This window comes from Haloferax prahovense, assembly GCF_000723845.1.
In the GTDB taxonomy this organism is placed as follows: Archaea; Halobacteriota; Halobacteria; order Halobacteriales; family Haloferacaceae; genus Haloferax; species Haloferax prahovense.
Genome location: NZ_LK053000.1, coordinates 357,629 through 376,127, shown reverse-complemented (window position 1 = coordinate 376,127; position 18,499 = coordinate 357,629). Strand labels below are relative to the sequence as shown.

Sequence of the window (18,499 nt, the reverse complement as noted above, 5' to 3'; positions counted from 1 at the left end):
GCCGTGCGGGTGAAGCGATGTTCGTGCTATACATTACAAAGATATCGTTGTAATCCCTTGCTACATAATCTATCATCGACGATCATATCCCACGAGATGGAACTTTATATAATACGTGTTGTTGCGTAGATAGATGCCGACCGGCTCGATGCTGGGTCACGATTGAGACATTCTCGTGCGGACCACGGCCCACGAAGGGGAAACACAGAATGTCGGGTCTACCCACGGGAAGTCCCGGGGCTTGACCCCGAGGCGGTTCACGTCGACGTGATGACCATCACACGAAGATCGTTTACATTTGTCCCGGTCGGCCCCGATCGAAGAAGTGCCTCAGCGGCCTCAAGGTGTGGATAGACGTCGTTTTGTGCGAGCCCAGCCTGTGCACTCTCCTGGTCGTCAAGTAGCTCGGCATCGACGAGTGCCCCAGCGGCGTCGGTATTGCCGTCAATGCCATCCGTATCAACCGCTCCAACGACGACGCCCGCCGCATCGAGTTCGAGTGCAGCACTCAACGCGAACTCTTGGTTTGGACCGCCATGTCCGTCGCCCGAAACGGTAACCGTCGCTTCGCCTCCAGAAAGGACGACCGCTGGTGGTTCGACCGGTCGTTTCGCGGCGAGTGCTTCCTCTGCGAGACCGACGTGTACTTTCGCGATTTCGCTCGCTTCGCCTCGGACATGTGATGACAAGATCATCGGCTCGTACCCGTGTTCGTGAGCGACTTTAGCGGCACTCTCCAACGCAGTTCCGTTATCTGCCAAGACGTGAACGTCCACACTAGCGAAAGCCGGGTGGTCTTCTGTAGGCGTTTCTGGGTGCCCCCCTTGGCAGCCATCTTTGAGGTGGCGCACAACCGGTTCAGGCGGTTCGATGGTGTAGCGGTCGAACACCGCTTGTGCGTCGCCATATGTCGTCGGATCCGGCGAGACGGGGCCGCTCGCGACTGCACCTAAATCGTTCCCGACAACATCGCTGAACACGAGCCCGATGACATCCGCTGGCGAGGCAGCGACCGCGAGACGGCCGCCCTTGATTGCTGAGAGATGTTTTCGAACCGTATTGATCTCTCCAATCGTCGTACCGGCCCTGAGAAGTGTCTCGGTGACTGCCTGTACGTCACTAAGAGTGAGTGTACCCGCTGGGGCAGGAAGGAGAGCGCTCCCCCCACCCGTCACGATACTGAGCACGAGATCGTCTGTCGTCGCGTCCGACGCGAGCTCCAATAGCTCGGCGGTCCCCGAAACGGCGGACCCATCTGGAATCGGGTGAGACCCCTCGACACAGCTGACCCTCGAGAGCGAAACAGGATCGTCTGTCACGACCAGTCCGTCGTCGATTCGGTCGGACAAGCACGTCTCGAGGGCCGCAGCGACGTGGCCAGCGGCGTTACCACCACCCAACACGAGCAGGCGGTCGTAGTCGTCGAGGTCGTAGTCGTGCTCACCGACGTGTAACGTGTTGTCTACTACCGAAACAGTCCGCTCGATAACCGACTGCGGGTGTGCAGCGCGAATCCCCGCCTCAAGGCAGTCGAGTACGAGTTTGTGTTCGGATGTAGCTGCAAGGGCAGCCCGATTTGCAAACATCAGTGGATACTCTCAACCAAGAACTCAAAAATGTACTGGCGTTTCGTGTCTCGTGTTGATGGATAGCTGCGCGACGTTGTCGTGTCTACACAAGACTATTCTCCTCCGCTCGGAGATAGTAACTTCATCTATCAATATTGAAAATAAATAACAATACAAACACTAGTTTTCAGGTATGGGCCAGTCACCCAGGAGATCGTAGTTTTCACCATATATCTCGAGACACCCTCAATAAACTATGTATGTCTCACATTTAATCAGCCATCTCAGCTATTTTCACCGTTATGTATTTCCCTATAGTGTTTCACATCGACAGTCGTCCCAGATAATCGAGCAAAAATAGATTACACTAGTGTTAGAGTATTGTATTAGTCTGTGTCAATTGGCCCGAGACAATACCGTGCTCGAAGAACGGTAGTAATCGACAAAAAGCACAAAACTATCGTGTGGCTCGTCTGCTCAGCACAGCAGAACGACAAACGATTTCAGTCCACGCCGAGCAGGTAGCGAAACCGTGAGTACGACACCGGACACGGCGGGCACGCGACGCGAGATACTGGGCATCGTCGTCGGCTTCTTCCTGCTTTCGACGGCGGCGGCGGCCTACGAAATCGCCCCCGCCAGCGTGCTGCCGGTGATTCAGGAGTCTCTCGGGCTGAGCGCGAGCGCGGCGGGCTGGCTCGTGAGCATCATGTACGCGACGGCGGTCGTCACGAGCGTCCCCGTCGGCGTCGTCCTCGACCGCTTTTCGGTGCGCCGCGTGGTCGCGCTCGCGACCGTCGCCCTCGTCGTCGCCGGCGGGTGGGGCTGGTACGCGGCCACCGCCGGGGCGTACGGCTGGCTCCTCGTCTCACGGGTGCTCGGCGGGCTCGCGTACGTCACGTTCTGGAACGCGGGCGCGAACGTGGTCGGCAGCGCGGTCCCCCCGGAACAGCGCGCGACCGCGGTCGGCGTGTTCACCGCGAGCGCGCCCGTCGGCTTCGCCCTCGGACAGTTCGGGAGCCCGCTCATCGCGAACGTCGCCGGGTGGCCCGCGATTCTCCCGCTGTACGCCGCGGTCGCCGTCGTCGGCGTCGTGGTTTTCTTGCTCGCGACCCGCCGGCGCGTCCCCGGCGTCGACGCGCCCGCACCCGACCGGGCGGCGCTCCGCGAACTGTTCGGCAGCCGGGCGGTCTGGACCGTCTGCGCGCTCTGTTTTCTCGCCTACTCGCTGTACCTCTTCGTCAACACGTGGCTGCCGAGTTTCCTCGCCAGCGAGTTCGAAATCTCGCTGGCCGCGAGCGGCCTCTTGACCGCGCTGTTCCCCGCCATCGGCGCGGTCGCACGGTCGAGTAGCGGCGTGGTCACCGACCGCGTGTTCGGCGGTCGTCGCCGTCGCGTCATCGTCTCGTCGTTCGCCGTCGCCACGCCGGCGGTCGTCGCGTTCGCGTTCGTCTCGGAACTCAGCCTCGTCGTCGGCGCGGTCGTCGTCGTCGGCTTCGCCATCCAACTCGTGACGGGGCTCATCTTCTCGTACATCGCCGAACTCGTCGCCCCCGCGGTGCGGACCACGGCCGTCTCACTCCTGACGAGCGTCGGCCTCCTGGGCGCGTTCGCCGCCCCCATCGCCGCCGGCGCGATTATCGACTACGCGGGATACGCGCCGGCGTTCGTCGCCGCCGGGGGCGTCGCCATCGCCGGCGTCCTGTTGGCGCTTCGAGCGCCGGAACCGAGCCGGGTGTGAGCCTACCGTCGTGCCGTGTTTTCACCCACAACTACCGTCCCCGTTCCTGCGACCATTTATATATTAACTATCCAGTTACATTATGTATGAGGAAATCCGACGGGTACGTATGGCTCGCGCAGTCAACCCCGTTCGAACCGATTACTCGAACACCGAGATGAGCCTCATCGGGACGCTCCTCGTCGCTGGGATTTCGGTGCTCATGATACCGTTCGTACCGTTCATCCTCCTCGGTCTGGTGTGGAGAGCGCTCCATTAGGCGCGTTCCTCTCCCTCTAGGCCGCACGTCAGCACGTGTTTTTCCACCCGTTTGACGTCCGAGTCCGAACCCCCCGACGGGTGTCGGCGAAACGGGGTCGACGCCTCAGCTCCGAAGCGCGTCGACCGGGCGGTCGTTGGCGGCCTTCCACGCGGGGTAGACACCGCTCAGGACGCTCGCCACGACGGCGAATGCGAACCCGAACAGGAGGTACTGAGAGCTGCTCCAGTTGAACACGGCCATCGCGTCACCCGTGAGTAACTGGAACATGACCAGCCCGACCAGGAGCGACCCGAGCGCCCCGATCAACCCGCCGACAGCACCCATGAGGGCGGCCTCGGTCAGAATCATCCGGAGCACCTCACCACGGCGAATCCCGACGGCCCGGAGGACGCCGATTTCGCCGCGGCGTTCGACCGTGCTCATCAGCATCACGTTGAGGATGGCGACGCTCGCCACGACGAGCGAGATGGCACCGATAGCGAGCAGCGCGTAGTTGAGCGTGTTCAGGAACGTTTCGAGGCTGTCTAAGCTCCCGAACGTGCTCACGCGTAGCTCCTCGTCGTCTTCCTCGTTGAACTGGGAGTCGATCACGTCAGCGAGGGCCGTGGCCGCGTCGCTATTGCCGGCGACGACGGTCACGGTGTCGTAACCGTCCTGCTCAGAGAGCGCCGATATCGGCAACACGAGTTGGCCGCCACCGCCGCCGAAGCCACCCGACCCCTCGAGGAACCCGCTGATGCGGTATATCTGACCGTCGTACTCGACGGGGTCGCCGAGTTCGAGGTCGAGTGTCTCGGCGGTGCCGTTGCTGATGAGCGCCCCCGAAGCCAGCCGACTCGGTGCGTCGCCGTTCGTGAGGTTGTACAGCGCGGCCGCGTTCGTCACCCCCGTGACGCTCATCCGCGCCTCCTCGCCGTTTCGCGCGGTCAGCGTCGTCGAGTTCGACTTCTGTGGGACCACCTCCGCATCACTCACGATGTCTCGGAGCGTTTCGACCTGCGCTCGGGTGACGCCGTCGCTGGCGCTGTCCGCGCCGGAGGCAACCGTCACATCACCGCCGATAGAGCCGAGATCGGAGGTCGCCTGCTGTTGGAGTGCTGCACCCGCCATCCCGAGCGACGCAATGGAAATCACGCCGATGACGATGCCGAGTGCCGCCAGCACCGTTCGCGTTCGGTTGCGGCCGAGGTTGCGCCACGCCATGAGCGCGCTCGGATACCGCCACAGGTAATCAGCGATACTCACGGCTGAGCCACCTCTTGGATGACGCCGTCGACGATGCGGACGGTGGTGTCGGTGTAGTCGAGCATCTGGTCGTCGTGGGTGACCGCGACGATGGCGACGTTCTCGTCTTCCTTCAGCCGCGTCAGTTCTTCGAGAATCGTCTGACCGGTGTCCTGGTCGAGGTTCCCCGTGGGCTCGTCGGCCAAGAGGATATCCGGTTCGTTGATGAGCGACCGCGCGACCGCGACACGCTGTTGTTGGCCGCCGGACAACTGGTCGGGCGTGTGGTCTAAGCGGTCGCCGAGACCGACGCGACGGAGCAACTCAACCGCGCGGTCGTGCCTGTCTACCGAGGTGTTCCACATCGAGGGGAGTTCGACGTTCTCGACCGCCGTCAGCATGGGAAGCAGGTGGAAGTCCTGGAACACGAACCCGATTCCCGTCCGACGTTCTTCGGTGAGTTCGTCTTCGCTGAAGTCGGTCACGTCGCGGGCGTCAAGGTGGACGTGGCCCTCGGTGGGCGTATCGAGCAGTCCGATCATGTTGAGCATGGTACTCTTGCCCGAACCCGAAGGGCCGATGACGGTGACCATCTCGCCGCGGTCGGCGCTGAAGTCCACGCCCTTGAGCGCCTCAACCGTTTCCACACCACTCTGATAGCGCTTGATGACATCCTCGAGTTCGATGACGCTCATGACTGTTGTCGCCGCCAGTAGACACCAGCAGCACCGACCGCAACGGTGAGTGCGAGACCGAGCGCCGCCACGGAGAAACCGCTGCTGCCACCACCGGAACTACTGCTCGCGGCCGCATCGCCTTGCGCGGCCGACTCGCTCGATGCGAGGTCGACAGCGACCGTCCGGACGAACTGCTCACCGCCCGCAGAGTAGCGGATTTCGACGGGAAGGCTGTCGACTGAGCCGTTTGAACCCGTATCGGCAGTCAGTTCGAACGTGGCGAACTCGCTCGACTCGACGGTGCCGACGAAGTACTCGCCGTTCGGCGCGGCCGGGCTGACCCCGGCGGCGTCGCCGACGCTCATGAGCACGGAGTCTGCGTCACTGCTCCCGACGTTCGCGGCTTCGCCGCTCAGCGTGACGGTCGAACCGCTCCGCGTCGCTTCGATACCGGTCAGTTCGATGTTCGACAACTCGCGGGGGTTGTAGTCGATGGTCGTTTCGGTCGTGTGCGCGTTACCACCGGCGGTGTACGCGGCGACAATGGTTACCGCACCCGTGGGAATGTCGGTCCCGCTGAGTGCGAACGTCTGCGACGACTTGGGGTCGACGTCCGAGACGAGGGCGCGTTCAACCACCGTTCCGTCGACGACCGCCCGGAACTGAACGTCGGTGAGGCCGACGTTCCCATACTCTGTGAGCGTCGTCTGAATGACCGACGACCCGTTCGACTCGGCCACCGTCGCGGTGAGACCGGTGTCGATATCAGCGGTTTCGGCGGTCACCGCCTTCTCGACGGTCGCTGTCCGCGTTGCTCCGGTCGCGGTTTTGTACTGGACCGTGGCGCGGAGCGTGTGCTCACCGGCTTCGGGAAATGTCACGTTGTACGTGTAGTCGGCCTGCGAACCGGGCGCGACCGAGGCGCTCACGCGCTTCGGGTCGTCCACATTCGCGTCGCCGCCGAGCGTGAGCTTGACGTTCGAAATCGCGTCGGTGTCACCGTTGGCGACGGTCACCCCGACGGAACGCTCGTCACTCGCGACGGGGTCAAGGGATTCGAACGAAATCGCGGCCTCGTCAGGGGTCTCGACGTCTACGTATATCGGGTAGCTCACCCGTGTGTATTCACCGCTTTGTGCTCTAACGGCCGCCTGAACAGTAAGCCGTTTTCTCCCCTCTTCGTCGAGGGTGACGCTCATGGGAACGCTCATCTCGCGTCCCGAGATGAGCGATCCGAGATCTTCAGCCCGCGCGTATTCGGCCCCGCTCGGATCGCGGAGATACACGTCGGTCACCTCGGCCGACTCGTCGCCGACGTTGCTCAGGTTGACGGTGACTTCGAACGGTTCGCCCGGTGCGGGGTCGCTCACGGACGCGTCGGCATCGATGGCGACTTGGGTCGCACCTGCCGTACTCGCGACGGCACCGACCGACGATGTGAGCAACAACAACGCGAACACAGCGGAGCAGAGTCGCTTCACCGAGACTCCACCTCGATTACGCTCCGGCGACGTGCGAGTCGTCGTCCACTCGATTGGCAGTGCAATACTCGAACATGGCCATCGGAGGCTGGCTGTCGTTTCACGAGAGAGCAAGCGGGAGATAGGTGATTAAACACCGACACAGATTTTCTGGGTCGGAAAGTTTGACCGGGTCACAGATGTCCGACTGCCGTCTCGCCCCGAGAGCATATAGGGCGACGCACGTTTTCTGGGCCAGAAAATCGACGCACCGATAAACATCACTCACGATGATATCCCGTTGTGTGTGAGGAGTCCGCATCGGAGGAAGTCTACCGCCTCCTCGACGACGAATACGCACGAACCATCCTCACGTCGACAGACACGACAGCGAAGTCCGCCAAAGAGCTTAGCGAAGTGTGCGACGCGTCGCTCCCGACGATTTACCGGCGCACCGAGCGCTTGATCGACTGCGGGCTTCTCGAAGAGCAGACCGAACTCGAAGGCGATGGGCACCACTACAGCGTCTACAAAGCACGACTCAAGCGCCTCACGGTGGAATTAGAGAACAATGAACTCAAACTCACAATCGAAGAACGGGAGCCCGAAACGATGGCGGACCGCTTCACGCGAATCTGGGAGGAACTGTGATGCAACCGCTTCAGATTGACCTTCTTACGCTGCCGATACGCTACGTGACGCTGTTCGTCGCGTTCTTCGTCACAATCGTGATGGGTCTGTTTATCGTCTTCCAGGCTTACCACGGATACCGTCGGAACGCGAACCGACGAATGCTGTTTCTCGCGGTCGGCCTCGCGTTCGTCACCGTCATTCCACCGCTCATGTCGCTCGCCACCGCCTCGTTTGGGCTCCACGTCGACATCTACATGTTTTATCTGCCGCTCGGGACCGCGATAAGCCAAATCGTCGGACTGTCGTTTATCATCTACTCACTTGCGCTTCGGAGTGGGTCCTAGGGGTCAACCGAGTCCGAGACGCTTCCGACTTCCGTGTCGTTCGCGCGCTTCAGAACCCGTCCAGCACCGGAGGCGACTCGGTCGCCGTCGTTCTCGGTAACGAACGTCACTCCGGAGTGGGGAGACCGTTCGTGGCAAGGACATACTATCATAAATCAGAAATAGATTTTCGAAATATGAGTTTTTTCTGTCAATTAGGCTCGGAAATACGCGAGTACGCTGATTAATTCAATATCTGGCCAGCTAGGCCAGATTATCGATACTCGAATAGCAGTCTAAGACAAATACTCCTCAAACACCGATAGATGGCCTGATACGTCTATTTATATGTACTGTCCGAACAGACCTAAAATGACATATCTTTAGATAATCTCCATTCCCCTCAATTATTGTATGTTTCTATCTCCGAACGAGAGACACAGACACCCCGCGAGGCCGCTCCCCCCCGCGGTCGAACTCGTCGTCGACCATCGCCAGCGCCCCGCCGGAGTTGAACAGCAGGCGGCTCACGATGGCGACCGTCAGAACGAGGCAGAACATCGGCTTGACGGCGATGCTCATCTGTCGTCATCATCCCGGCCGGCGGTCGCGAGCGTCGGTTCGGCGTCGAAGGTGCAAGCGGCTTTGTGGCCGCGGGTCGCGCTCGCCACGCCGTCGAGCGTCGCGGTCGACCGCGAGCCCGGGCGGCCGTCTACTGATCGAGGTCGAAGTCGTTCTGGACGAGTTCGACGAGTCGTTCGATGGCCTGTTCACCGTCGCTGCCGTCGGCGGTGATGACGATTTCCTCGTCCGGGCCGACACCGAGCGAGAGGACGGCGATGCTACTTTTCGCATCTACTTCCGTCTCCCCGCCGGCTTTCCGCACGGAGATGTCCGTCTCGAACTTCGACGCCGTCTGGACGAACATCGACGCGGGGCGCGCGTGGAGACCGGTCTCGTGCTCTACGACTACTGTCGCTGATTTCGCTGCCATCCGTGCGCGCATTTCCCACGCCGGCACTAAGGCTTTTCCGCTAGGCGAGCGTTTTTGCCGGCGGACACGGACTAGACGCGTGCGATGTTCGCAAGCGCAGCGTATTCAGCGATAGCTACGAGGGACCGATGAGCGACCGCCGAATCTCGGGCGTCGGGGTGACGCCACTGCTCGGTGTCGGCACGGTCGTCCAGTACGATTCGACAGTCGACCTCGACGATGACGAACGGTTGGCGGCCGACCCCGAGACCGAACGTCGGCGGTTCGAAGAGGCACGGGAGACGGCGGCGGACGAACTCGCCCGCGAGCGCTCTCGGACGGCCGAGCGCGTCGGCGCGGAAGAAGCGGAGATATTCGATGCGCACCAGCAGTTCCTCGCCGATCCACAGATAACCGAGGGCGTCGAGACCGCACTCAAAGACGACGGCGTCACCGCCGAGCGCGCCGTTTCGCAGGCGTTCGAGGACCCAATCGCCACGTTCGAGGCCGCAGACGGGATGTTCGCCGAGCGCGCGGACGACCTCCGCGACGTCCGCGACCGACTGCTCCGCATCCTGCTCGACCGCGACCGGGTCGACCTCTCGGCGCTCCCCGAGGGAACGGTGCTCGTCGCAGAGCGACTCACCCCGAGCGATACCGCGCAGTTAGACCCCGACGCCGTCGCCGGGTTCGTCACGGTCGAGGGAGGACGAACCTCCCACGCCGCCATCATGGCACGGTCGCTGGCGATTCCGGCGGTGGTCGGCGTCGGCACCGACGTGCTCGACCTTGCTGACGGCACGCGTCTCGTCGTCGACGGCACCACGGGCGACGTGACCGTCGACCCAGACGCCGACGCCGTCGCCGCGGCGCGGGAATCGAGCGGTGCGACGGTTCAGCACGACCCCGTCACGACGGCCGGTGGCCGGCACGTCGAAGTCGCCGCGAACGTCGGGACGCCGCGGGAAGCGGTGGCGGCCGCCGAACGCGGTGCGGACGGCGTCGGGCTCTTTCGAACAGAGTTCCTCTTTCTCGACCGGGAGACGCCGCCGAACGAAGACGAGCAGTACGAGGCACTCAGCGAGGTGTGCGAGACGTTCGCTGGGTCGCGCGTGGTCGTCCGAACGCTCGATATCGGGGGCGACAAGCCGATTCCGTACGTCGACTCCGACACCGGCGACAATCCGTTTCTCGGCGTTCGTGGCGTCCGGTTCGCACCGGGCGAGCGACCCGAACTGTTCGAAGAACACGTCCGCGCGATTCTGCGCGCGGCCGCGGGGCCGGCGCAACTCGCCGTGATGTTCCCGCTGGTGTCGACAGTCACCGAACTCGACGCGCTTCTCGACGAAGTGAGCGCAATCGCCGCGGAACTGGACGAGGCGGGCGTCGACTACGCGGTTCCCGAACTCGGCGCGATGGTCGAGACGCCGGCGTCGGTCTTTCTCGCCCACGAGTTCGCCGACCGCCTCGACTTCCTCAGTATCGGGACGAACGACCTCACGCAGTACGTGATGGCTGCGGCCCGCGACGACGACCGCGTCGCCTCCTTACACGACCCGCTTCACCCGCCGGTCCTCCGCGCCATCGCGCGGACGGTCGAGGCCGCCCACGAAGGTGACGCCTGGGTCGGTATGTGCGGTGAGATGGCCGGCGACCCGGCCCTCACCGAACTGCTCGTCGGGCTCGGCCTCGACGAACTGAGCATGAGCGCCGTGACGGTTCCCGACGTGAAAGCGGGCGTCCAGGGCATCGACGACGAGTCGGCGGCGGCGCTCGCCGAGGCGGCCCTCCGCGCCGAGACCCGCGAGGACGTGCGAGCGCTCATCGACTGAGAACTGGAGTGGAGTACTGGCCGCTCACTCGTCGTGACGCGCCACTCCATGGCGTCTCGTCTTTTCAGCCGTCGAAATCGACACAGCGCTCGACGACGAGGTCGAGCAGGCCGTCGGCGTCGCGGCGCTTCGTCATCTCGGCGAACTCCTCGGCCTGAAAGAGTTTGGCGAGGTTCGAGAGGAACGACGAGTAGCCGTCGGTGTCGGTCACGAGGAGTAACACGACGACTTCGGCGGCGACGCGCTCGTCGGGGTTGTCCATGCTTCGGAACGCTATCGACTCGCCCGCGGGCGGCAGTCCGAGGAGCACGGCCTGTTCTGTGACATGGTCGGGGTCGGCGTGGGGGATGGCGATGCCGAATCCCATCGTCGGAATATCGAGTCCCGTCGGGTAGTCGGCTTCGCGTGTCAGAAGGGCGTCGGCGTAGCTCTCGTCGGCCCAGCCTTGGTCGTAGGCGTACGCGCCAAGTTCCGTGAGGACCGCTTCGTCCGTCTCGCCAGTCAGTTCGAGGCTTTCGGTTCGCATCGATGAGTCGTACGCGGGTCTCCGAGAAAAGTGTTGGTACCGGTTCGCCGACGGTTCGGCGAAGCACGGTGTCTCGTCGCGGTCGGGCCGCGGACGTCAACGGGGAACTGCGCGGTTAGTCGTCGGAGCGACCCTCTGCGCCCGCCGTGTCGACAGTCGAGCCGATTTTGTTGGGCAGGAGGCCACCGCCCTTGCCGGTGTGACGACGTTCGACGGTCTCCTGCGCTTTCTCTTCGGACGCACCGGCGACCATGTACATCCGCTGGGGCCACGTCCGAAGTGCGACCCAGATGCCGAGGACGATGACGAGTCCGACCGCGAGGGCGACCGGTGCCGGGATGAGGGCCAGGATGCCCGTCGCGGGCGACCCCGCGTCAGCGACGGGCGACGTGATGAGCCCGCGGCCACCGAGGTCGAAGCCCGCGCTTCCCGCCGCCTGCGTCAGGAGGGGAGCCACCGCGGAAGAGATGTAGTGCAGCGGAATGAGCAGGATGGTCCCCGTGACGACCATCTTCACGATGTTGCCGTTCATGATGGGAACCATCAGCGCGAAGAAGAACGGGAACGTCGCCAGGTCGATTCCCCACAGGACGTCGTTGCCGGGGAGGATGATCGACATCACGATGGCGATGGGAACGATGAGCAGGCTGGACGCGATGACTGACTCGTGGCCGATCAGGATGGCCGAGTCGAGGCCGATCGCCATGTCGCGGTCTTCGAACCGCGAGGTCATGTAGTTCCGAATCGACTCCGAAAGCGGCGTCAGCCCCTCCATGAGGATGCCGACCATCATCGGGAGGATATGCATCACCGCAGCGAACGAGATGCCGGCGGTGAGGATGGCGTACCAGCTCTCGGCGACGAAGAGCGCGTTACTGTAGGCGGCGATACCGATGACGAGTCCGATAGCGAGACCGACGAAGATTGGTTCACCGAGGATGCCGAACCGGTCTTGAATCGCGTCGGGGTCGGCTTCGATGTTCCCGAGCGGCGTCTTATCCACCGCCCAGTGAATCGGAATCGCGGCGACGGCGTAGGGTGCCGAGGTCCCGTGCGGAATGGAGATGCCGGGCGTGTCGAACGTCTCTTCGACGGCCGGTTGCGTCCAGTCCGCGGCCACGAGGACGAACAGCCCCAGTGTCAGCCCGACTGCCACCGAGTACAGCCAGTTGTTCGTGCTCATGTAGACCAGCCCGCCGATGAAGGCGAAGTGCCAGTAGTTCCAGATGTCCACGTTGAGCGTGTAGGTGAAGCCGATAGCGAAGAGGACGAGGTTCATCGCCACGAACAGCGGAATCATCCAGACGCCGAGTTCCGCGATACCGAAGGCGATGGCTGCGGCGGCGGGCCAGCCGACGTCGACCGCCGGCAGCGTGATACCGGTCACCTCGACCATCTGTTGGGCCAGCGGACTGATGTTCTCACTGAACAGCCCGATGACGAGATTGATGCCGATGAAGCCGATGCCGATGAGGATGGACGAGCGCGCCGCCTTCAACACGTCCACCCGGAACGCGAGCGCGATGAGGAAGATGATTATCGGAAGGAGGACGCTCACGCCCAACGATTGGATTACGCTGTTGATAGAATTCAACAGGGAACTCACACCACTCTGTAAGAGTACTTCTGGTACTGCCATGCTATTAACTCACAACCCTGTCTCAGGATGAGAGTGATCCCACATAAATATTGCTATCGTTCGTGAAAAATCAGCGTCGGCGACGTATCAATCAGTCTTGGAGCGCCGCGACGATGTCGTCGAGGACCTCGTCTTGACCGATACCGGTCATGAACGCCGTCGTGTGGATGACCGGGATGTCGAACTTGTCTTTGTTGAGTTGCGTCGTGGTGACGATGAGGTCGAAGTTCCCCGAGGAGACCTTACCAGGAGCTTCCGTCGCCTTCGCCTTGGCAATGGTCCCGATGTCGAGACCACGCTCCGGGAGCTTCTCTTTCAGCGCTTCCTTGACGACCGTCGACGTTGCGACCGATGTGCCACACACTACGAGGATGTTTTTCGTTGTCATTGACGTGTATTGCACATCATCGATGATCACTAAAAAGATTGCGCCGGTCTGACGCGCCGCAGTCACCGAGCGGAGCGAGACGGGGCGGCCCGCTGTCGGCGGTCGTCTCAGGGGAAACTCGCGGCGATGTCGCGGAGGAGCGACTCCGGGTCCGACGCGAGCGACACGGCCGACGCTGCACCGGTCGCATGGCCACCCTGTTCGAAGGCGAGGCGGACGTCCTCGGCGGTCGAGATGCCGCCGCCGACGAGGACGCGAGTGCGCGGGTTCTCCGTCTCGACCATCGACATGAAGTCGCGAACGCGGTCGGGGTGGGTCTGCGTGATCGCGCGGTCCGACGAGATGTCTTCGGGCATCTCGTATATCATCGAGTCGGGGTCGAACTCCGCGACCGCGCGACCCATCTCGATGCTGTCAACGCAGACGACCGAGTCGAGATCGAGGTCGCGGCAACGCTCGATTTTCCACACGAGGTCGGACAGCGTGTCGCGGTTCTCGGCGTGGTTGATGACGACGCCGTCGGCCCCCGCGTCCGCGACGGTCTCCGGGAGGATTTTCCCCATCCCGCGACCGGGTTCGACGGCGTCCATCGCGGGCGCGGTGACGGCGAGGTCGGTGTGTTCGGTTATCAGTCGGATGTCCGGCAGTTGGGGCGTCAACACGAAGCGCGCGTCGGTCTCCGCCTCTATCGTTTCGAGCATCCGCGCGAACGAGAGCGCGTCCTCGCCGCTCGTGTCCGGGTACACCTTGAAGTTGACCTGAAAGTGGGGGTACGGAAGGTTCATCAGTGGGTTTGAGGGGTGGTTCGGCGGGTCATAGCAACGTCTCCGCCTCTTCGATGGTCGCGCCCTCGTGGACGATAGCCGAGAGTGCGTCGATGATGGCGGCAGGGTCGTCTCGCTGCCAGACGTTGCGGCCGAACATCACGCCCTGCGAGCCGGCTTCGACGGCACCGTGGACCATCTCCAGTACCTCTCGGTCCGTCTCGACGGTGGGGCCACCGGCGATGTACGTCGGCACCGGCGCGTTGTCTACGATGCGCTCGAAGCCCGTGGGTGGATACGGCGTCTTCAGGATGTCCGCGCCGAGTTCGAAGCCCAGGCGGTTGGCGTTGGCGAGGTAATCGGTGTCGAACTCGTCGTCAGCGCGCTGCCCCCAGAGGGTCGGCTCGACGATGAGCGGAATCCCCGCGTCGTCGCAGTCCTCGGCCGCGGCCGCGACAAACTCGGCGTTCTCCTTCAGCACGTCGGGGTCCTCCCGGCCGAAGACGAGCGCGACCTTCGCGGCGTCGGCCACGTCGGCGCAGTCCTCGACGCTGAACACCTGAGAGTGGATTTCGGCGTTTTCGATATCGCCCGGCATCGTCGAGTCGTACAGGAGGTCGAGCGTGCCGATGGTGTGGACGTCGGCGGCGGCGATTCGGTCCTCGAAGCGCTTCAGGAAGGGAACGCTCGCCAGGATACCGTCGGGGCCGGCGTCCAACACCGTGTCGAGGAGCGCCGCGGGGTCCTCGAACCCCTCGAGGGAACCCCAATGGAGGCCGTGGTCGATAGCGACAGTCACCGATCGTCCGAGTGGTTGGTCCGTCATGGCTATTGTAGAATCGTCGTGGTAATCGTTCGCTCGCGCGGGCCGCACAGTTCGAAGAACATGACCTCCTCCCAGGTCCCGAGGTCGAGCTCCCCGTCGCGGAGGACGAGAAGGACCGGTCGCTTGATCATCGCGGAGATGAGATGCGCGTGAGCGTTCGGCTGCTCGCCCGCGGTGATGTGGTCGAGGTCGTGGTAGTAGCCCTCGTCCGGGGGGGCGATCTCCTTGAACTTGTCAATCATGTCGTCGAGGAGCTTCTCTTCGTACTCGTTGGTCGAGAGCGCCGCAGACGTGTGCGGCGTCGACACGTACACGAGTCCATCGGTCACGCCGAGGTCCTCGATGGTCGCTTCCACCTCGGGAGTGACGCTCAGAATCTCGAACCTGCTGTGGCTCTCGATGGAGAAGCTCTCTGTCTGTATCTCCATACACCGTAGCTCAGAGAGTGAGCGTAAATAGTTTTTGCCGACAGTTTTCCGAACACCGCACAGCGGCCCTTAGACACCAAATACCTCGGTTCCACGCTTCTTGCTCCGCCGTTCGAACGGTGTCGACGGTTCGCCCCGCTGTCTCGCCGAGTCGAACAGCTGTTCTACTCAATGGAACAAACTATTTAGGGTTGCCTCGACGACACGCAGTCATGACAGAGAACGCGCCCCACCGGGTCGAAACGAGTCGGAAGACGATTCGGGTGCTCGACGCGCTCCGAGAACACGGGTCAAGCAGCGTGACGTTCCTTGCTCGGGAACTCGATATGAACAAGAGCACGGTCCACAACCATCTCAGCACGCTCGAAGCCGAGAAGTTCGTCGTCCGCGACGGGACCGATTACGATCTGAGTCTCCGCCTGCTCGGATTCGGGGGGTACGTACAGCACCGCCACCCGCTGTATCAGGTGGCGAAGCGCGAGGTCCACCGATTGGCGTCCCAGACGGGCGAACTCGCGAACCTGATGGTCGAGGAGTACGGACAGGGAGTCTATCTCGCCTCCGAACAGGGTGAGCGGGCGGTCGATTTAGACATCTATCCCGGCCTCAGACGGCCGCTTCACGCCATCGGACTCGGAAAGGCGATACTGGCGCACCTCCCTCCCGAGCGCGTCGACGACATCATCGACGAACACGGCCTTCCCGCGGAAACCGACCAGACAATCACCGACAGAGCGGAACTCGACGCACAGTTGGCGACGGTCCGTGACCGGGGCTACGCCGTGGACAACGAGGAGCTCATCCGAGGGCTCCGGTGCGTTGGCGCACCCATCATCGCAAAAGACGGGACCGTCCTGGGTGCAATCAGCGTCTCGCAGCCCGTCAGCCGCATGAATAACGAACGGTTCACCGACGAGGTTCCCGACATCGTCCAGAGCGCCGCCAACGTCATCGAACTCCACGCGAATCACTAGGGATTACATGTATATTTTTGTAATGCTCGTTTCGACTACGCTTGCAGGCCGCCGCCGGCCCTGACGATGCGGTTCAGACAGGGTGAACGACTGTTCTTAGATACAGAATAGAGAGAATGCCGACGATAGTTCGTGTTTGTTCGTTTATCGCTCATATTTCGGTGTCAACTCTCGGAATGACAACGTCATCGAAACGGATGTCAATTGAACGTGCTCTCGACCAGATTGTATGCTAACACCCACCAAATGAACTCCGCTGCGGTCAGTCGGCCAAACTGCGCGCTCGGGCGCTCGACGGGTCACTACCCTCGGAAGGACTTAACTGCGTCCTACGTGACCCCGTGGTATGGAGAGCCCGCAACTAGTCGGCGTTCATCTCGGTACTGCGAGCGTGCACGTCGATGTGTACAGCACCGACGGCGAACGTCTCGCCGGCGATGAGGCGCCGGTCGCCGAGCAGACGACGCTCGCGTGGGAGCGAGCGCTCCACGAAGCGGCACCGGCGCTGCCACAGACCGGTATCGGCTCGGTTGCGAGTACGTCGGGGACGGCCGTACTCGTCGATAAGTACGGCGAGCCGGTGTTCCCACCGCAGATGTACTTCGATTCCGCGCCCGAACAGGCGTCGAAGCTCCGCGACCTCGACCTGTCCGGCCTCTCGATTAACCAGAACATCGCGTTTTCTCCGACCAGCCCCCTGCCGAAGATTCTGAAGCTTCGCGCGGAACACCCCGAAAAGTTCCAGCGGGTGGAGTGGATTCTCAGTCCGACGACGTGGCTGTTGTATCGGCTCCGGTTCGACGCGTCGACGCCGTGGCGCGACATCGAGACCGACTGGACGAACGCGTTGAAGTTCGGGGCCGACGTGACGACGCCCCTTCCCACGTGGTTCGAGTCGCTGTTCGAGACGCTCGACCTGCCTCGGTCGCTCTTTCCGGCGATTCGACCCCCGGGGTCGTTCATCGGTGTCGCCGACGGTCAGTTAGCCGAGCGGACCGGCTTCGAGGGCATCAAACTCTTTCAGGGGCTCACCGACGGCAACGCGTCGGTGCTGGCGAACGGCGGCGTCAAACCGGGGGATTTCAGCATCACCTTCGGCGCGTCGAGCGTCGTCAAGTACGTCTCGGAATCCGTCTCACCGCATCCGGCGCTGTACTACCACCGTCATCCCATCGACGGCTATCTGCCCGGCGCGTCGTTCGACACCGGCAACCTCCTCCGGTGGTTCTTCGACCGCATCCTCAACTGTACGCCGGAGCGCGGGCTCGAACTTGCCCGACAAGTCCCGAGCGGCCACGGCTACGAGATGTTTCTCAAGGGCAACCGAAGCCCGTTTTTCGACGCCGACGTCGCGGGGTCGCTCCTCGGCCTCAACTACGATAACTCCCTGTCGACCGAGGAAGTCCACGGCCGACTGGCGCGCGGACTCATTACCGGCATCATCCTGACCGAGTGGACCTACATCTCGCTGGTGGAAGAACACTTCAACACTGACATCGACCGCGTGCTCGTCATCAACGACGGGACGCCGACGCTCGACGGCAACTACGACTGGTGGAACACGCTCCGCGCGTCGATATGGGACCGCCCGGTCGTCGAGATGGAACCGCGGACGACCGCCGGTGCGGTCATGGCCCCCGCGCTCATCACGTCGATTTACAGCGACGTCGAGACGGCAGCGGAAAACCTCCTCCGCGAGCGCGACGTTATCGAGCCCGACCCGTCGGTCGGTGCGGACTTCAATACCCAAAAAGAGACGTACTTCGACCGATGGCGAGACATCGCGGAGTTCTATCAACGGGAGTGACGCCGAGGGCGGCCGTTCGGTAGCCCGGACACCTCATCGCGGGCCAGTTGCGTCGTGCGCTCGATTCACAACGAGCGGGCGGAGTCGAGATGGCGAGCGACTCTGACCTTGGGGTGGCTACGTCCAGATTCCAAACGACAGTTCTGGCATATCTCAGTACATGTCAGATTCAACGAGTAGTTTCGTTCGGTGGGTTGTCGGGTGATTCTCAATATCTCGTAGTACCGAGCGAATATTGCGATATATCGCGTTTTGGGGGTTCGGTATCTCTCGAACGTACTAGATGATGGAATAGATTCGAAATCCCAGTATGTTCCACTCTCGGCCCCTCAAACATCTATATTCAGAAATTTTCAAAAATTCAAGTGGTACTACCTACTGTGTTGAACTATTGAGTTATAGTCAGTTATCTTTTATATCGTACTTCGAGGACAGGATACGGACGATGCCCCCG

The 18,499-nt window shown here is 62.4% G+C and carries 19 protein-coding genes; 7 read left to right on the top strand and 12 right to left on the bottom strand.

Annotated features, from left to right (window positions below):
* Positions 1–257 precede the first annotated feature (257 nt).
* The gene (locus BN984_RS01800) at positions 258–1,586 is read right to left on the bottom strand and encodes a glycerate kinase type-2 family protein (RefSeq protein ID WP_049967505.1); all 1,329 of its coding nucleotides are present in this window, start codon (positions 1,584–1,586) and stop codon (positions 258–260) included.
* 514 nt (positions 1,587–2,100) lie between these two features.
* On the opposite strand from BN984_RS01800, the gene BN984_RS01795 reads away from it, so the two are divergent.
* Together BN984_RS01795 and BN984_RS19600 are read left to right on the top strand one after the other, a co-directional pair.
* The gene (locus tag BN984_RS01795) at positions 2,101–3,309 is read left to right on the top strand and encodes an MFS transporter (protein WP_049967504.1); all 1,209 of its coding nucleotides are present in this window, start codon (positions 2,101–2,103) and stop codon (positions 3,307–3,309) included.
* 109 nt (positions 3,310–3,418) lie between these two features.
* Positions 3,419–3,568, top strand: coding sequence for a DUF7535 family protein (locus BN984_RS19600; protein WP_181950676.1), 150 nt, complete (start codon positions 3,419–3,421; stop codon positions 3,566–3,568).
* A 105-nt stretch (positions 3,569–3,673) separates the two neighbouring features.
* Here the strand turns inward: BN984_RS19600 and BN984_RS01790 are convergent, their stop codons facing one another.
* From BN984_RS01790 to BN984_RS01780, 3 genes are read right to left on the bottom strand one after another with little or no spacing between them, the layout of a single operon-like run.
* Positions 3,674–4,816 carry an ABC transporter permease gene (locus BN984_RS01790; protein WP_081909150.1) on the bottom strand — a complete coding sequence of 381 codons (1,143 nt, stop codon included), beginning with the start codon at positions 4,814–4,816 and terminating at the stop codon, positions 3,674–3,676.
* The gene (locus BN984_RS01785) at positions 4,813–5,490 is read right to left on the bottom strand and encodes an ABC transporter ATP-binding protein (protein ID WP_008096114.1); all 678 of its coding nucleotides are present in this window, start codon (positions 5,488–5,490) and stop codon (positions 4,813–4,815) included. Before BN984_RS01785 ends, BN984_RS01790 begins: the two co-directional genes overlap by 4 nt.
* Positions 5,487–6,953 carry a COG1361 family protein gene (locus BN984_RS01780; protein ID WP_049967502.1) on the bottom strand — a complete coding sequence of 489 codons (1,467 nt, stop codon included), beginning with the start codon at positions 6,951–6,953 and terminating at the stop codon, positions 5,487–5,489. Before BN984_RS01780 ends, BN984_RS01785 begins: the two co-directional genes overlap by 4 nt.
* 282 nt (positions 6,954–7,235) lie before the next feature.
* Here BN984_RS01780 and BN984_RS01775 point away from each other — a divergent pair, with 282 nt between their 5' ends.
* Together BN984_RS01775 and BN984_RS01770 are read left to right on the top strand one after the other, a co-directional pair.
* Positions 7,236–7,583 (top strand): transcriptional regulator, encoded by a 348-nt coding sequence (locus tag BN984_RS01775; protein WP_008096117.1) that lies wholly within the window; start codon positions 7,236–7,238, stop codon positions 7,581–7,583.
* Positions 7,583–7,909: a DUF7521 family protein gene (locus BN984_RS01770; RefSeq protein ID WP_008096119.1), complete on the top strand. Its 327-nt coding sequence runs from the start codon at positions 7,583–7,585 to the stop codon at positions 7,907–7,909. The genes BN984_RS01775 and BN984_RS01770 overlap by 1 nt, the downstream gene beginning before the upstream one ends.
* Positions 7,910–8,308: 399 nt before the next feature.
* Here the strand turns inward: BN984_RS01770 and BN984_RS19595 are convergent, their stop codons facing one another.
* Both BN984_RS19595 and BN984_RS01765 read right to left on the bottom strand, forming a co-directional pair.
* Positions 8,309–8,470, bottom strand: a complete 162-nt coding sequence (locus tag BN984_RS19595; protein WP_162832776.1) for a hypothetical protein — start codon at positions 8,468–8,470, stop codon at positions 8,309–8,311.
* 130 nt (positions 8,471–8,600) lie between these two features.
* A complete protein-coding gene (locus BN984_RS01765) occupies positions 8,601–8,882 on the bottom strand; it encodes an HPr family phosphocarrier protein (RefSeq protein WP_081909148.1) in 282 nt (93 codons plus the stop codon).
* A gap of 128 nt (positions 8,883–9,010) precedes the next feature.
* On the opposite strand from BN984_RS01765, the gene ptsP reads away from it, so the two are divergent.
* Positions 9,011–10,693 (top strand): phosphoenolpyruvate--protein phosphotransferase, encoded by a 1,683-nt coding sequence (gene ptsP, locus BN984_RS01760; RefSeq protein ID WP_049967501.1) that lies wholly within the window; start codon positions 9,011–9,013, stop codon positions 10,691–10,693.
* 64 nt (positions 10,694–10,757) lie between these two features.
* Here ptsP and BN984_RS01755 read toward each other — a convergent pair whose 3' ends face one another.
* The 6 genes from BN984_RS01755 to BN984_RS01730 form a co-directional block, all read right to left on the bottom strand.
* Complete coding sequence (locus tag BN984_RS01755; RefSeq protein WP_008096126.1) at positions 10,758–11,219, bottom strand: PTS sugar transporter subunit IIA; 462 nt, start codon at positions 11,217–11,219, stop codon at positions 10,758–10,760.
* Between the two features lie 115 nt (positions 11,220–11,334).
* Positions 11,335–12,777, bottom strand: coding sequence for a PTS galactitol transporter subunit IIC (locus BN984_RS01750; RefSeq protein WP_049913649.1), 1,443 nt, complete (start codon positions 12,775–12,777; stop codon positions 11,335–11,337).
* Positions 12,778–12,949: 172 nt separating this feature from the next.
* Positions 12,950–13,246 carry a PTS sugar transporter subunit IIB gene (locus tag BN984_RS01745; RefSeq protein WP_008096130.1) on the bottom strand — a complete coding sequence of 99 codons (297 nt, stop codon included), beginning with the start codon at positions 13,244–13,246 and terminating at the stop codon, positions 12,950–12,952.
* A 107-nt stretch (positions 13,247–13,353) separates the two neighbouring features.
* Positions 13,354–14,031 (bottom strand): triose-phosphate isomerase, encoded by a 678-nt coding sequence (locus BN984_RS01740; protein WP_008096132.1) that lies wholly within the window; start codon positions 14,029–14,031, stop codon positions 13,354–13,356.
* A gap of 28 nt (positions 14,032–14,059) precedes the next feature.
* Complete coding sequence (locus BN984_RS01735) at positions 14,060–14,836, bottom strand: class I fructose-bisphosphate aldolase (protein WP_008096134.1); 777 nt, start codon at positions 14,834–14,836, stop codon at positions 14,060–14,062.
* Between the two features lie 2 nt (positions 14,837–14,838).
* Entirely contained in the window at positions 14,839–15,264 is a 426-nt protein-coding gene (locus BN984_RS01730) for a secondary thiamine-phosphate synthase enzyme YjbQ (protein WP_004967184.1), read from the bottom strand.
* Positions 15,265–15,476: 212 nt separating this feature from the next.
* Here BN984_RS01730 and BN984_RS01725 point away from each other — a divergent pair, with 212 nt between their 5' ends.
* Both BN984_RS01725 and BN984_RS01720 read left to right on the top strand, forming a co-directional pair.
* The gene (locus BN984_RS01725) at positions 15,477–16,238 is read left to right on the top strand and encodes an IclR family transcriptional regulator (protein ID WP_008096140.1); all 762 of its coding nucleotides are present in this window, start codon (positions 15,477–15,479) and stop codon (positions 16,236–16,238) included.
* Between the two features lie 346 nt (positions 16,239–16,584).
* On the top strand, positions 16,585–18,045 hold the full coding sequence (locus BN984_RS01720; protein ID WP_049967500.1) for an FGGY family carbohydrate kinase: 1,461 nt from the start codon (positions 16,585–16,587) through the stop codon (positions 18,043–18,045).
* Positions 18,046–18,499: the final 454 nt, after the last annotated feature.

Coding starts and splice junctions, on each gene's coding strand:
- BN984_RS01730 (WP_004967184.1), bottom strand. CDS start 15,264: ATGGAGATACAGACAGAGAGCTTCTCCATCGAGAGCCACAGCAGGTTC.
- BN984_RS19595 (WP_162832776.1), bottom strand. CDS start 8,470: ATGAGCATCGCCGTCAAGCCGATGTTCTGCCTCGTTCTGACGGTCGCC.
- ptsP (WP_049967501.1), top strand. CDS start 9,011: ATGAGCGACCGCCGAATCTCGGGCGTCGGGGTGACGCCACTGCTCGGT.
- BN984_RS19600 (WP_181950676.1), top strand. CDS start 3,419: ATGGCTCGCGCAGTCAACCCCGTTCGAACCGATTACTCGAACACCGAG.
- BN984_RS01755 (WP_008096126.1), bottom strand. CDS start 11,219: ATGCGAACCGAAAGCCTCGAACTGACTGGCGAGACGGACGAAGCGGTC.
- BN984_RS01725 (WP_008096140.1), top strand. CDS start 15,477: ATGACAGAGAACGCGCCCCACCGGGTCGAAACGAGTCGGAAGACGATT.
- BN984_RS01765 (WP_081909148.1), bottom strand. CDS start 8,882: ATGGCAGCGAAATCAGCGACAGTAGTCGTAGAGCACGAGACCGGTCTC.
- BN984_RS01770 (WP_008096119.1), top strand. CDS start 7,583: ATGCAACCGCTTCAGATTGACCTTCTTACGCTGCCGATACGCTACGTG.
- BN984_RS01740 (WP_008096132.1), bottom strand. CDS start 14,031: ATGAACCTTCCGTACCCCCACTTTCAGGTCAACTTCAAGGTGTACCCG.
- BN984_RS01735 (WP_008096134.1), bottom strand. CDS start 14,836: ATGACGGACCAACCACTCGGACGATCGGTGACTGTCGCTATCGACCAC.
- BN984_RS01800 (WP_049967505.1), bottom strand. CDS start 1,586: ATGTTTGCAAATCGGGCTGCCCTTGCAGCTACATCCGAACACAAACTC.
- BN984_RS01745 (WP_008096130.1), bottom strand. CDS start 13,246: ATGACAACGAAAAACATCCTCGTAGTGTGTGGCACATCGGTCGCAACG.
- BN984_RS01720 (WP_049967500.1), top strand. CDS start 16,585: ATGGAGAGCCCGCAACTAGTCGGCGTTCATCTCGGTACTGCGAGCGTG.
- BN984_RS01785 (WP_008096114.1), bottom strand. CDS start 5,490: ATGAGCGTCATCGAACTCGAGGATGTCATCAAGCGCTATCAGAGTGGT.